Annotated in this window: 12 protein-coding genes; 4 read left to right on the top strand and 8 right to left on the bottom strand. The window is 42.4% G+C overall.

The annotated features are described in order from the left end of the window. Window positions 1-47 precede the first annotated feature (47 nt). The 4 genes from IGJ05_RS12630 to IGJ05_RS12615 all read right to left on the bottom strand — a co-directional run bounded on the left by IGJ05_RS12630 (window position 48) and on the right by IGJ05_RS12615 (window position 3900). Entirely contained in the window at window positions 48-530 is a 483-nt protein-coding gene (locus IGJ05_RS12630) for a fibronectin type III domain-containing protein (protein WP_266167226.1), read from the bottom strand. Window positions 531-605: 75 nt separating this feature from the next. After that, window positions 606-1439, bottom strand: coding sequence for a carbohydrate ABC transporter permease (locus IGJ05_RS12625; protein ID WP_266167225.1), 834 nt, complete (start codon window positions 1437-1439; stop codon window positions 606-608). A 3-nt stretch (window positions 1440-1442) separates the two neighbouring features. Continuing rightward, window positions 1443-2402, bottom strand: a complete 960-nt coding sequence (locus IGJ05_RS12620; protein ID WP_016608843.1) for a carbohydrate ABC transporter permease — start codon at window positions 2400-2402, stop codon at window positions 1443-1445. A gap of 187 nt (window positions 2403-2589) precedes the next feature. Next, window positions 2590-3900 (bottom strand): ABC transporter substrate-binding protein, encoded by a 1311-nt coding sequence (locus IGJ05_RS12615; protein ID WP_128488426.1) that lies wholly within the window; start codon window positions 3898-3900, stop codon window positions 2590-2592. 264 nt (window positions 3901-4164) lie between these two features. On the opposite strand from IGJ05_RS12615, the gene IGJ05_RS12610 reads away from it, so the two are divergent. Genes IGJ05_RS12610 through IGJ05_RS12600 form a run of 3 tightly spaced genes read left to right on the top strand, consistent with a single transcriptional unit; the run spans window position 4165 to window position 8007 of the window. Continuing rightward, window positions 4165-4821, top strand: coding sequence for a DUF624 domain-containing protein (locus IGJ05_RS12610; protein ID WP_010749870.1), 657 nt, complete (start codon window positions 4165-4167; stop codon window positions 4819-4821). Then, a complete protein-coding gene (locus IGJ05_RS12605) occupies window positions 4790-6559 on the top strand; it encodes a sensor histidine kinase (protein WP_266167224.1) in 1770 nt (589 codons plus the stop codon). The genes IGJ05_RS12610 and IGJ05_RS12605 overlap by 32 nt, the downstream gene beginning before the upstream one ends. Then, window positions 6556-8007, top strand: a complete 1452-nt coding sequence (locus IGJ05_RS12600) for a response regulator (RefSeq protein ID WP_266167223.1) — start codon at window positions 6556-6558, stop codon at window positions 8005-8007. Before IGJ05_RS12605 ends, IGJ05_RS12600 begins: the two co-directional genes overlap by 4 nt. Window positions 8008-8162: 155 nt before the next feature. Here IGJ05_RS12600 and rhaM read toward each other — a convergent pair whose 3' ends face one another. Then, a complete protein-coding gene (rhaM, locus tag IGJ05_RS12595; RefSeq protein ID WP_266167222.1) occupies window positions 8163-8474 on the bottom strand; it encodes an L-rhamnose mutarotase in 312 nt (103 codons plus the stop codon). A gap of 39 nt (window positions 8475-8513) precedes the next feature. Continuing rightward, window positions 8514-9620, bottom strand: a complete 1107-nt coding sequence (gene bglB, locus IGJ05_RS12590) for a beta-galactosidase BglB (RefSeq protein ID WP_266167221.1) — start codon at window positions 9618-9620, stop codon at window positions 8514-8516. A gap of 132 nt (window positions 9621-9752) precedes the next feature. Here bglB and IGJ05_RS12585 point away from each other — a divergent pair, with 132 nt between their 5' ends. Further along, window positions 9753-10637 carry an AraC family transcriptional regulator gene (locus IGJ05_RS12585; protein ID WP_266167220.1) on the top strand — a complete coding sequence of 295 codons (885 nt, stop codon included), beginning with the start codon at window positions 9753-9755 and terminating at the stop codon, window positions 10635-10637. Window positions 10638-10724: 87 nt separating this feature from the next. Here IGJ05_RS12585 and IGJ05_RS12580 read toward each other — a convergent pair whose 3' ends face one another. Both IGJ05_RS12580 and IGJ05_RS12575 read right to left on the bottom strand, forming a co-directional pair. Then, window positions 10725-11921 carry an MFS transporter gene (locus IGJ05_RS12580; RefSeq protein ID WP_266167219.1) on the bottom strand — a complete coding sequence of 399 codons (1197 nt, stop codon included), beginning with the start codon at window positions 11919-11921 and terminating at the stop codon, window positions 10725-10727. A gap of 290 nt (window positions 11922-12211) precedes the next feature. Then, complete coding sequence (locus IGJ05_RS12575) at window positions 12212-13969, bottom strand: 1-deoxy-D-xylulose-5-phosphate synthase (RefSeq protein WP_266167218.1); 1758 nt, start codon at window positions 13967-13969, stop codon at window positions 12212-12214. Between the last annotated feature and the right edge of the window lie 372 nt (window positions 13970-14341).

The raw sequence follows: 14341 nt of genomic DNA, 5'->3' as shown, positions 1-14341 counted from the left end.
AAATACTCGTGAGGGGCAACCCGATACGTTTCTATGTCGAGGCTTGCTTACAATGTGCCATCTACCTGAAAAATCATATTGCTTTTTAGCTCCAACGCACCAGAAAGGATCACCGCCCCTGTTGGGATCCAGACAGTGCCATTGCTAGGGCAATCGTTGATCGCTTGCTGGAGAATGGCGGTACTATCTTCTTTGCCTGCGCTATCAGCATGGTAGGGTGCTTGCGTAACATCTAACAAAACACTTTTTTTCTTTGTACGAAAGGTCGTCGTGACTGCGGTATTTGTAAGCAGGCACCCCTGATGATCGAGGCAGATAATCGTTACTTGATACGTTTGATCGGCAGATAAGTTTGTCAACGTCCAATGCGTCTTGTTTGTTGGTCTGGTTTGGATCAAATCGTTGTCTAAAAACAATTGATAACCAAAAATAGCTTGGGCGTGCAGCGGCTTCTCCCAAATAAGGGTCGCTTGATGAGCGCCGATCGTGCTTGGTACGACATGAAAATCAATTACTTGAAATGGTTGCATCGGTTTGTCCTTTCTTCAACGAATTCATTCAATAGAAAAAAGATATTCCAAAACAGCGAATATCTTTTTCCACACTTATTTAAGACCCGTCGTGCTGATGCCTTCAACAATGTATTTTTGGAAAATAAAGAAGATGATCAACACAGGCAGCAAGGAGATGACAGACATCGCGAACATCGCTCCCCAATTGGAGGTGCTGCTAGCATCTAGGAACTGCTTTAAGGCAATCGATACTGTGTAGTTTTGCGGACGTGTAAGGTACAGCATCGGTCCGATCAGTTCTTCCCATTTCCAATAGAAAGAGAAGATCGCAGCGTTTGCCAAGGAAGGCTTCATCAACGGTAGAATCACGCGGAAGAAAATACCGACCCGTCCACAGCCGTCCATTTTTGCTGCTTCATCTAAATCTGTCGGGATCGCAGAGACGAATTGAACCATCATGAAAATAAAGAAAGCTTGTCCGAAGTATGAAGGAACGGTTACCGGACGAATCGAGTTAAGCCAGCCTAATTGATTGAACCAAAGATACTGAGGTACCATGATGATCTCTTGCGGCAGCATCATCGTGACCAAGATACAAGCAAACCAAAAGCCTTTTCCTTTGAAAGGAATTCGACCAAATCCATAAGAAATGACAGCCGAAGAACAGACCGCCCCTACCATTGAAATCAACGCGATTTGCAACGAGTTGAAAATATAGCGAATGAAGGGAATCCCTGCGATCCCTTCAAACCCCTTGGTAAAGTTTTCTAACGTCCAGCTTCGGGGGATCAACTCCGTTGCCGTTCGAAAAATGTCACTACTAGGTTTAAAGGCACTAAACAGCAGCCAGAAAATCGGATAAAGCATCAGTAATGCAGCAACTAAGATCACGGCATCAAAGAAATAATTTTGTTTTTGTTCACGCATCAATCAAACCTCCTCGTTTTCTTTAAACACCCAAAATTTCGATGTTGCGAACAACAGAATCGTAATCAACCCAACGATGACCAGTAAAATCCACGCTAAGGCTGAAGCATAGCCCATTTTGAAATCGGTAAAGGCTCGTTGATACATGTACAAGGAATAGACTAACGTGCCGTTACGGGGTGAACCCGTCCCATTCGAAATGATAAACGCAGGTGTAAACGTCAAAAAGGCCATGATCGTTTGATAGATCAGATTGAAAAAGATGATTGGCGTCAGGACTGGAACCGTGATATTGAAAAACTGTCTGATTTTTCCTGCCCCATCAATTTCCGCCGCTTCGTAATAATCTTTCGGAATATTTTTCAAACCGGATAAGAAAATCAACATCGACGAGCCAAATTGCCACGCTGCTAATAAAATCAAGGTCATCAACGCTAAGCCAGGACTTTTAAAGAAGTAGATCGGGTCTAAGCCGATCGCCGCTAGCACGCCATTGATCAACCCTGAATCGCCAAAAAGATTCCGCCACATGATCGAGACCGCCACGCTCCCACCTAAAATCGAAGGGATATAAAATAATACCCGATAAGCGCCGCTTAATTTCGATGGGCGGTTGATCAGCATCGCCACTGCTAATGCGACGATCAGCCGTAAAGGGACTGCCAACACAACATATTTCAGCGTAACAGTCAGTGACTGAACAAACTTGGGATCATTCGTAAAAATCGTCTTAAAGTTATTCCAGCCAACAAATTGCGCCTCTGTCAATAAATCATAGTCATGAAAAGACATAAAAAGAGAAATCCCCATCGGGACGATAATAAAAGCAAAAAAGCCAATGATGAAGGGTGAGATAAATAAGTAGCCTGTAACCATATTCTGTTTTGATTCTGGTAATCGATTAAACCAGCTTTTGAGTTTCCCAGGCTCTTTTGCCGTGGGTGATTTTGATTGTAGTTCCATAATTTTCACTTCCTACCTCTATAGTTGATTACGCTTACAAGTTGATTTTAACGAAGTGCTTCTTAAGAATGAATAGAAAAAAAAGTACAGAAATGTGAAAAACTAGAGGACCTATATTTTTTCCTCCATTGTTTCTCCTAAAAAAACGCCTTTACTGAAAAAGTCAGTAAAGGCGCCGCAGCTATGCTTATTGATAGTTTTCTGCAAAAATTTCTTCGCAGCGTTGCGTAAAGGCATCATAAGTTTCTTCTGGTGTCATGGTGCCATAAGTGATCTCTGCGTACAGCTCTTTAAAGTACGTGTTGATTTCAGCAAACCCAATTGGTGGGATTGGGGATGGATCACCGACGATGTCTGCAATATCATCTAAGAAATCAGAGGACTCTTGTTCTTCTGGTGTCATGTCGGCATAAAGCAATTCTTTGATGGCATCATTGGAAGGAATCCCCCGCTCAGTACCGATGATCTTATTGGCTTCTTCACTATTTACTAAAAAGTCAACAAACTTCGCAGCTGCTTCTTTTGATTCAGAAGCATTCGCGATCGAATAAAAGAACCCTGGTCGATACGCCATCGCCCCGTTTTCTGAGTCGAATGGACGAGCCAAGTTGATTTCGACATCTTCTGCGGCGGAGGCCTTATAGGTCAAGTATTGATTGGACCAAGTCATCATATAGGCTGCTTTTCCTTGTGAAAACGGATATTGATCCATACTGTTGGCATTGCTAGTCACTTCTGCGGTTGGCATTGCTTTGGCTTCCGTAAGGTCCGCGATAGCCCCCATAAATTCAATCCAGTTTTCTTTGGTAAAACCGATCTCTGGTTTGCCGTCTGCATCGTATTGGTATAGATCTTCGCCTTTAGTACGTAAAAAGTATTGCAAAATCGTACTGTTGTCATTGTTATCATTCCAACCATAATCACCGGTTGCTTCAGCGATCGCTGCCGTACTTTCTACAAGGTCATCGAAGGTATAATTGCTAAAGTCGATCCCAGTGCCCCCTTGTTCTACCAATGATGGATTGTAGAGCATCGCCATCGTATTGACAGAAGTTGGTATGCCAAAAACTTTTCCATCTAACTCGCCAGTTGCTAAAATCGATTCTTTGATATCATCGGTTTGAATCTCATTGCCGATAAATTCCGACATATCTGCTAATTGATTTTTCGTTCCATATTGCGCAATGTACTGCACATCCATCTGGATCACATCAGGTAATTCTCCAGAAGCCGCTTTTGTTGCTAGTTTTTTCCAATGGTCATCCCAAGAACCATATTCATATTCAACTTTGATGTCAGGATTTTGTTTCTCAAATTCTTTGATCGATTCGATATACTTCTCGTGTCTGACTTCTGAGCCCCACCAGGTAAAGGAAATCGTCGTTTTCCCATCTGCATCAGCTTCTGAGCTTCCGCTACTATTGCCGTTGTTGCCACAAGCTGCTAAGGTCGCACCAAGAAACAACAAGCTCGCTGCTTTTAAAAAAGTTTTCTTCATTCTTCTACACTCCTTTTTGTTTGCGCTTACAAGGTGATTGTAATGGAAATCCTCGTTAATAAAAATGAAAAAACAAGAACAAATATGTGAAAAACTAGACTGTCGTTTTTGCTGAAGGCTAAGCCTTCACGGGCAATAGCTAGAAAAAAATAGAAAAACAGATGAAAAATGTAAAAAAACAGACATGCTCTATTTTTTCCAATATACTATGCTATACTAGCGTTGAAAAGGCTTACTTTTCAAAAAACAAGGTAGGTGGAAACAATGAAAAAAATACAAACCGGACTGTTTCGTCTTTTTACGGTAACAGCTTATTTTGCTAAATTAAACCTTTTATGGCTTTTCTTTACCCTTTTAGGGCTGGGGATTTTTGGCTTCGGTCCTGCCACCGCTGTCACGATCAAATGTTTACATGATTTTCGTAAAACTGGTCATGACTATTCAGCTGTTGCCTTCTGGCAAGCCTATAAGCAAGCCTTTCGCACCTTTTCCCTTTTTGGCATCGGATTATTGAGTACAGTACTCCTGTTGTTGTTTAACTTACGGATTACTCATTTTTTCCCGACTGAAATGGCTTGGCTGCGTCCTGTCTATTTACTTTTAACGATTCTCCTCCTTTACACTGCATTCATCAGCTTTATGACTTATGCCAAAGCCGAACAACACGCTTGGAAACAGACCTTGTACGTCAGTATCTTTCTAGTCTTTCGCTACCCACTGCAAGGCCTTGCCTTGTTGTTTACCTGGTATTTATTGTTTCTCTTATTGACTGCCAAAACCTCCTTGTTACTCGTCTTTGGACTGGTGATTTTCTTGTTTTTCGCTGAATTTTTTCATGGTCAGATGATTGAAAAAACCAAACAATTGCAAGCAAAGCGAGGCAGTGTCCATGAAGTCCCAGAAGCTGATCAATCACTTTAAAAAGCAGCCTTTTGAGCGACAGTTACATTTTGTCTTTTTTGCGACGGTGGCAATTATCGTCTCATTGGCTGTTCTCCTGACCTTAGTTTGGCGACAAGTCTACATGGCGCAGCTGAAAGAAGCCGCGTATAAAGATGTCTCGATCATTTCAACAAATATCGCCAAACGTTTAACTGCCGTCGAAACCCTCTCTTTTCGCATTATCGATAGTGCACCGATCCAAAATGGCCTACAAAGGATCTTGGCACAAGATTCCTTGCAATCCTTAGAGGCGATCGACCAAAAGAATGCCTTAAGTGCAGAAATCAACGCCCTCGTACGCAATGAATCAACGATTCAAAACGTCTATCTCTTTACCCCAACGAACGAAAACATGATCAACTTTCTAGCCGAGACCGACCATATCTTTAATGGCCAAACCATCAAAGATATGATCGAGACTTTGCCCGATAAGCCTGCCAAAGGGAGTTGGTTTTTTGCAAAAGACCTTTCTCAAGGTGTCTACCTGCGAAAAATCTATTCAACAGCCGATCTTTCTTTAACCTATATTGGTACGGTGATATTTCTAGTCAATACGTCCTTCTTTCGTAACGAGATCGAAAGTCTTCCTATTGTCTCTGAACAAAACCAATTTTTCATGGCGTATCAGAACCAATTTTATAGTACCGCAAATGACGAGCAAACCCTCGCTGCGGATCAAAATACCTTGCAGCAGAAAATGGGAACCTTCCAGCGATCGATCGGCTCCATAACGTTTGATAATCGCCAGTACTACTATGCAATGGATCGGAAGACGATGCCGAATATGACCTTCATTTATTTACTGCCTGAAAACCAAGTCTTAGCGGATCTTTATAAACTACAAGGCCTTTCCATCGCTGTGAGTTTGCCTTTTTTATGTTTGATTATTGTTGTGATTCGGAAAATAAGCAATCAGCTGACCCGTCCTTTAGCTGACTTGGCTTCGCAAATGGCCGTTCTGCGGAAAACGAAAAAACTGGCCTCTTTAAAGACCCTCGCTGTCCCAGAAAATAGTCAAGAAGAGATCATGGTCCTTTACGAAAGCTACAATACGATGATCGATGAATTAAATGCCTTGATCAAGGACAATTATGAAATGCGTATTTTGTCCCAAGAAATCGAATTTAAGGGATTGCAAGCGCAATTAGATCCACATTTTCTCTACAATACGTTAGACTCGATCAACTGGATCGCCATTGAAAATCAGCAGTGGCAGATCTCAGAGATGGTCACCTCCCTTGCCTATTTGTTTCGTAAAAAAATCGATACCAAGTCTGACTTCACGACGCTGCAAGATGAGTTAGATATCGTGCATGCCTATATCAATATTCAAAACGTTCGCTTCGGGAAACGGATCGAGTATATCGAAGTAATTTTGGTGAATGACCTGTCCTTTAAGGTTCCTAAGTTACTGATTCAACCATTGATTGAAAATGTCTTTAAATACGCCGTCAATGATATGAAGGAGACGTGTCGCCTCGTCCTTACGATTGAACAACAAGCAACCTTTCTCCAAGTCAGTGTCTCTGACAATGGCCCTGGTTTTAAAGCCAACTTCTCGATTGAAAAAGAAGGCGGCATCGGATTGACCAATATTCAAAAACGATTGCAACTGCATTATGGTGATCAAGCGTCGTTAGCCATCGTCTCCTCGATTCCCTTCAAAAAGACGACGGTGCGCTTTGTGATCCCCTTAAAAGGAGTGAGTGAAACATGAGAAATATCCTCGTTGTTGACGATGAACCCTTGATAGCAAATGGTGTGGCTAACCTCGTTGCTTCTTTTGATTTCCCATTAGTGGTCAAAGGAATTTACACAGACAGTGAAGAAGCCTTGGCATTTTGTCAGCAAAACACCATCGACATCGTGATTACCGACATCAATATGCCTAAAGTCAATGGACTTGCCTTGATCAAAAAATTAAAAGCCATCAATCCTGCGATTCAAATCATTATTTTGACAGGCTTTGGTAGCTTCTCCTTTGCCAAAGAAGCGATGGCTTTAGGGGTCAAATTTTTCCTTGAAAAACCTGTTTTTCCGAGCAAGCTTTCAGAAGCGTTGGCTGAGACGATCGAACGCTCTGAACGTCGCCAAATGGAATCTACCCTCTATTTAAAACAACAAATTGAACAATACATCAATAGCTGCGGAGAAGAACCGCTGCCTGAATCGTTCGTTTTTCCATTTTGTATGTACTTATTTGATTCGAAATTCTATCACGCCATCGCTAAGCGGATCGAAAGCTATGAGAACCATCACGAGTTGGTGATCGGTCATCAAAACAAAGTTGGCTATATCCTGAACTTCAGTACGGAAAATACCTTTAATCTCTTTTTTAAAACGATGGTACAGGCTGCGCATCTAGGAAAAGGGATCGCCATCAATTGCTGGGTCGAAACTCCCGAAAAATTTTTACTCAGTTATCATTTAGGCAAGCGGAACTTGGATAAGGAGTTTTATTTTGATACCTTTGAAGTCATCCAAGAAGCCCAAATCTCACAAGAAAATGTCTATGAAAATAGTCTCTATATGGAATACCGTGAAAAACTTTTGGCATTGATCGACAAAGGCGAACTGACTTTAGCCCAAGTTCTTACGGAAAACTTTTTTTCTACCTGTCGCATGGAGCTTTACCCTGTCCAACTATTGCGGCTGCAGGTCAACGATTTGTTATCGGCAATTTTTGAAAACCATCGCATCAAAAAAGACATTTACTTTGATGACTATTCCCCAAAGATCATGCTCTTGAATAATTGGCACGAACTCCAGTTTATGCTGCTTCACTGTATCGATTTGATGCGGGGCAGCTTAGATGATAGCGAGAACATGCAGCTGTCCCAAAAAGTCAACCTGATCATCGAAGAATATTATGACCATGAAGCATTGTCATTGAAATGGATCGCAGCCCATCTTTTGTACTTAAATCCTGAATACTTAGGAAAAACCTATTACAAAGAAACCGGGATTCGCTTCAATCAAAAATTAGCCGAATACCGCATCCAAAAAGCACAAGAACTGCTGAAGAAAAACTACAAAGTCTACGAAGTGGCAGCGATGACGGGCTTTAGCAATGCGCCTGAATATTTTGTTCAAACGTTCAAAAAGATTACTGGTATGACACCAAAGAAATTTTTGAAGCAGCAAGAAAAGGCCCTTCTCTCTTAACGTTTCTTCTATAACGAAAGCATTGTTTTGCTATTTCAACAAAAGAGGTAGTCCGCTCACGAATGTGAGCGAACTACCTCTTTGACTAACCAGTGATTGATGTCAAACAACTGATGCGACCGTGTTCGTTTTAAGGAATGAGCGTTTTGTCTAGCTTACAGCGTAAAGGCTTCCTTTAACTCCTGTGTCACTGGCGAATCATCAGGATTTGTTTCCATGAGTTCTGCCATGTAATGCCACCATTTTTGGTTGATCTCGGTTGCCGCTAACTGCTGCCAGCGGGTTTCATCTTCAATCTCAAGGTAGCCAAACAACGCAAGGGTTTCTGGATCTAAGAAAATCTGGTAGCTTTTCGCCCCGTGTGCTATGAGCTGCTCTTTTAGTTCTGGCCATAGTTCGCGATGCCGTTTTTCATATTCTGCTTCATATCCAGGATGTAGCTTCATCCGAATCGCTTTTTTGATCATCTTTGTCTGCTCCTCTCTTTATTGCGTAAGGTGTTTAACTTAACAAAATGAAACCAATAGTTCAGTAAATGCTAAGACTGTCAGTGATTGCCCGTAAGGCATCGCCGTAATCGCAATGTTTTTGTAGTACTCCAAGTCTTCTCCCATTCCAGTACCGATGGAAACATTTTGGACTTCTCCATCTTCTGCGACTTGTTCGATCAAACCGGCTAACGCTTTATAGGCAACATCTTCCCAAGCTTTGTCAATGTAACGCTTATGAACGGCTTTTAAAATCCCATAGGCAAAACCAGCAGTCGCGGAAGCCTCCACATACGAGCTAGGATCGTCTAACAAGGTGTGCCACAGGCCACTTTCATCTTGCATTTCTTGCAAGGCAGTTAGTTGGTCTAAGAGGGTATTGATCAAGAAGCTACGTAACACATCTCCTTCTTGCAAGTCGAGAATTTCAATGATCTCAGGAATCGCAATGGTGATCCAGCAGTTGCCTCTTGCCCAAAGCGCTTGTGCATAATTGTGGCGTTCTTCAAAGGTCCAGCCGTGGAACCAAAGCCCAGTTTTTTTATCCACTAAGTATTTGATATGGATCATAAATTGTTGTTTTGCTTCTTCGATATAAGCCGGACGATTCAGCAACATGCCAATTTTCGCCAAAGGCAAAGCAGTCATCATCAAGGTATCGTCCCAAAGCTGGTTGCGATTTTCTGGTCCATAGGTCGCATGCTGCAGACCATTTTCGTCGGTTCGCGGCATATCATGCATGACCCATTCCGCCCATTGTTCAAGGTAAGGCAAGTAACGAGAATCTTTGGTGTCTTCATAAAGATACGCCATTGCCAAAAGCGGCGCCATCGTGTTGACATTTTTAGGCGGCGCGCCTTCTAACATCCGCTGCTCAAACCATTCTTCCACAACTTGGAGCGCTTTAGGATTTTTGGTGATTTGGTAGTTTTTATAAATGCCATATAGTCCCACCCCTTGCGGCCAGTTCCAAATCCCCCAGCTTTTATCATCAACGATCAAGCCGTCAAAGTCTAATAGAAATTCACCATTATCATCCTTGATCGTCGTTAAATTTTCGATCATGCGATCAATTTTTTCTTCCACGACACGTTTTTCCACAAATAACTGTTCTAAAATCACCATTGGGTTCATCCTCTCATTTCTCTTTGATAGATTGATCGTAACACGCTTACATTTACACAAAAATAGCAGTTATTGACACTTTACTATCTATTCTTGTATGATAAAATCAAACGAGCACGAAAGGAGCCAATCATGGAGAAGCAAAGTGCGGACACGATGATCAACGATCGCTTTGAGGCCTTTCATATCAAAGACATCGTAGAAGAAAACAATACCCTTTATCATTACCATAGTTTTTATGAGATTCACTGTACCTTAAAAGGATCAGCGGTCTTCTTTATCGATGGCGGAGAATTTCCTCTAGAACCTGGTACGATCATCTTGATTCCTCCGAATGTCTTGCATCGAATCGTCCATCAAACTTCTGATTTTTTCGAGCGAACCTACCTGTATATCAATCCTAGTTATCTCGCTGCCCTCTCCACTACCCAAACAGATCTCACTGCCTGTTTTCGTAGCAACGGCGGCATCAACAGTCGTATTTTATCGATCGATGCCGACCAACTAGACCAGCTATTGCGACCTTTGCGCAAAAAAACGGATAGCAATTATGGCACCGACTTACTTTATCAAAATCATTTGATCGCGTTTTTGATTTCCATCAATACGATTGCCTATCAGGAAAAAGAACCGCTGTTTTTATCCGATTCACTTTACAAAAATAAAGACATTTTGGCTGCCATTACCTATGTCAATCAGCATTTGACCGCTGATCTCTCCTTAGAGACCGTCGCCAAGGCCCTTTTCATGAGTCCATACTCGCTTTCTCGGACCTTCAAAAAAGAAACTGGGGTCGCCTTTCATGCCTATGTCGTCAAAAAACGACTCTTAAAGAGCAAAGAAATTTTACGTAAAACCAGAAGCGCCACCGCCACCTTCGAAGCTTGCGGCTTCAACTCCTATACCCATTTTTTACGCTGCTTTAAACAAGAATTTCAGCTGACACCAAAAGAATTTTTACGAGAAGAAGCCCAAAATCAATTTGTCCGTTTTGCGCATTTTGCAGGAAAAAAATAGCAAGCCGATGAAAAGATTTGCTAAAAAAAAAGACTCTCTTACATTGACGATCGTAAGAGAGTTTTTCATTCAATCTTTTAAAAACAGCTACCCAAGTTCTTCAGCAGTTCCCCGCTCGAAATAAAGAAAATAGCGATTGCTGATCACTGACACAATCCCAATCATAACCAACAAGCCCCCTGATAGGATCATCTGCATCCCTGCTGTTTCATTGCCGCTGACTAGTATCAGCAAGCGTGATGCATAAGGTGCTAACGTGACTCCTAAATTGTAAGCAACGATCGAGACGATCGTGCCAAACTTAGCTTCCGCTTCACCACCAGTCGTCAGCAAGTGGGTGAAAAAAGGCATGATGCTGCGAAAGGCAAAGCCTAGTAGTAAAGAACAACCCAAGAGCAGCCCCAGCGTCTGCAAGGGATAGGTCAAATAGATGCTGCTTCCTGCAAGCAATGCCGCAACGGGCAGCAACCAGCGATGTAGGCGTCTATATATCAAGCCAAAGGCATTGCCTGCGATAAATGCCCCCGTCGCAATGGCGGCGATCATGTTACTGCCATCGGTCGCATCACCGATTCCTTTTTCCAACAACAACGGGGTGATCTGCAGATTGTAGTTGATAAACAAGACAACGATTAGAAACAAGAGTACACCCAAAACAAATGACTTTTGTTTCCGTTCTGTTGAAACCGTGACGTTCGCTATCAGAGCCGCATCGGTGGTCGCTTTTGTTTCGTTGGGAATAAATACCTGAACAAAAAAGAGACTGATCAAGGCAAAGCCATAAACGAAGAAAGAGATCTCCCAACTGATCTTCACTAGCTGCCCTACCAGCAAAGTCATAAAGATACCGCCTAAACCACCGACGGCACTTTCTAACCCAAGAGCCTTAGCTTTCTTTTGCGGCTCATTTTGAAACAACAAACTAATCATTTGAATCGCCAAACGATTGAATAAGCCGATCCCGAAGCCAAGAATCGCGCGCGAAAGAAACAAGACGGGAAAGCTCCCCTGATACCATGCCGGCAGCGTACCAAAAATCGCCACAATGACCAAGCCGGTGACCATCGTGTATTTTTTGCCGATCCTTTTTTCGATCATGCTAGTAGTAAAAATCCCCAGCAAAAGAAACAATGACGGAATCGTGGTCAGTAACCCGACGTAGACCGCATCTACTTCTGGAAAGCTTGCCGCAATCGCTGGAACATTGGCAGAAATCGCCGGTGCCGAATAGACGACCATTGCCACCGACAACAGTGCCAGCAACTTCATTGAAAAAAATTTCATAGTTACCCCTTTTCTTTTTACAAAATACTTTTTTTGTTTCTCTGAGTTCAACCAGATAAGACACCAAAGCAATCTTTTCCTACCTCTTTATTATTTGCTGGATCGCCAGCATTTGACCAATGCTTCCTACGCTGAGAATTTATGCTTGAAAAGCATTGGTCTTCTGCATTTGCTGCAGATCGTCACCGATAGTCTGCGAAAAAACCTTGCAGTCTGTTTTTCTGCAAGGTTTCCTTCGATCATTCATTTTTTATCAATCCTATCAGCTACACAAGACACCCTAAGAGAACTTATTTCTGCAGCTGTTCTATGACATCTTTCGTAATTGCCTCAGCAGTGATACCAAGTTCAGATAAAACGTCCGCTGCTCGGTAATTATCATAAAATTTCTTTTCTAAGCCATAGTTTTTGACGGCAATCTCACGATCACCAAGATAGCTGGCAATCATTTGTCCATAGCCGCCCTCTCGTATGCCGTCTTCCAACGTGACAACGAGTTTATGCGCTCGTGCCACAGCATCCAGCAACTCTTTGTCGACCCCTGAAATAAACTTAGGATTGATCACCGTTGGGGTAATTCCATGTTGCATTTTCAATTGTTCTGCGATCTCTTCCGCTAGCGCATAAAAGTTTCCGACACCGACGATGGCTACCTGCGTGCCAGCTTGAGTCACCTCATTTTTTTGATCGCTGTAGTCAGTAGAGGCTGCCACTGCCGTTTCGTTGACAGGTCCAACCGGTACTCGGATCGCAACTGGAGCGTTGGTTTGTTCCAGCGACCAATCCAACATTGCTAGATATTCTTCTTTAGAGGTTGGCGCAAGATAAACAAGGTTGGGAATATGTGCCAAAAAGGGGATATCAAAAATTCCCAAATGGCTCTCGTCATTCATTCCATGAATCGATGCACCGTATACCAGAATCGTTCCAGGCAGATGATTTAAGGCCAAATCATGGGAAATTTGATCAAAACTACGTTGCATAAAGGTAGAAAAAACGGCCCAGACAGGTTTCGCTCCATTTTTTGCTAACCCAGCAACCATCGATACCGCATGTTCTTCTGCAATACCCACATCTACAAATTGTTTACCTGCTTTTTCTCGTTGTTCTGGAGAAAAAAGCAGCATCGGTGTACCAGCATTTACAGCCACGACTGTAGGATCTGTCGCCATTTTTTCTAATAAATAATCCGTCGTTAAGCTGTTGTAGGTTACTTGATTGCCGCCAGCAGAAATATATTCGCCTGTTTCTAAATGAAAGGGACCACCTGCATGAAACTTTTCACGATTTTCTTCCGCAAACTTGAAGCCTTTGCCTTTGATCGTATGAATGTGTAATAAAACAGGATGATCAATGTCTTTCACTTTTTCAAATAAAGCGATCAAGGCAGCGAGGTCATTTCCTTCATCTAAATAGTGGTACTCAAAACCAATCGCTTTGAACAGATTGTCTGCTGCTTGCCCCTTGGTTTCCCGTAATGCCCGCAAATTCTGATACATCCCTCCATGGTTTTCCGCGATCGATTGGTCATTGTCGTTGAGGATCACGATAGTATTGGTGCCTAATTCCACAATATTGTTCAAGCCTTCAAACGCTAAGCCACCTGATAGAGAACCATCGCCAATGACGGCAACGACGTTATACGTTTCATTTTTTAGGTCACGGGCTTTCGCCACACCATTTGCCAACGAAACTGAGGTGGAGGTATGACCGACCGTAAAGAGATCGTGCTCGCTTTCTTTCGGATTCGTGTAACCAGAAACCGCATCATACTGCGTAGCATCAAGAAAGGCATGGGCGCGTCCCGTCAACATTTTATGGATATAGGTCTGATGAGACACATCAAAAATCAGCTTATCGGTGGGGGAATCAAAGACCTTATGCAACGCGATCGTCATTTCAACCATCCCCAGATTGGGGCCATTGTGCCCCCCATGGTGACTGATTTTTTCCAATAAAGCAGTTCGTGCTTCTACTACCAGTTCTTGAAGTTGCCCACTGGTCAATTCTTTTAACTCTTTGGGGCTTTTGATTTTTTCTAATAACATGTATGTACCTCCTGTAAAAATGTTTGAATGATTCGTGTGTTTACTCACAAGAAAAAAGACACGAAGTCGAAACAAGTAGATAGTTCTCTGGAATGAAAAAAGCGGCAATCGGAGCTGGACGCTCTTTTTTAAATTCCTGTCAAACCGTGAAATAGCAAGTTATCCTAAAGGGAAATTGTGATTTTTCTTAGTTCTAACCATCGCTGCTCATTTCTTCTATCTAAAAAGATACCACCTAGAGTTGACTTTAGGTCAAGCACTTTTTGTGATTTTTTTCTATTTTGATCCTAACGTTACAGCACGCCCACCATAATGATACAAAAAAAGATAAGAAGCGCTTGCTTCTTATCTCGGGTTTACTTGTTCAATGAT

The sequence above is a fragment of the Enterococcus sp. AZ167 genome (assembly GCF_051714025.1).
GTDB lineage: Bacteria > Bacillota > Bacilli > Lactobacillales > Enterococcaceae > Enterococcus_D > Enterococcus_D casseliflavus.
Note: the sequence above shows the minus strand (reverse complement) of the source record. Positions and strands in the feature narration are given on the sequence as shown.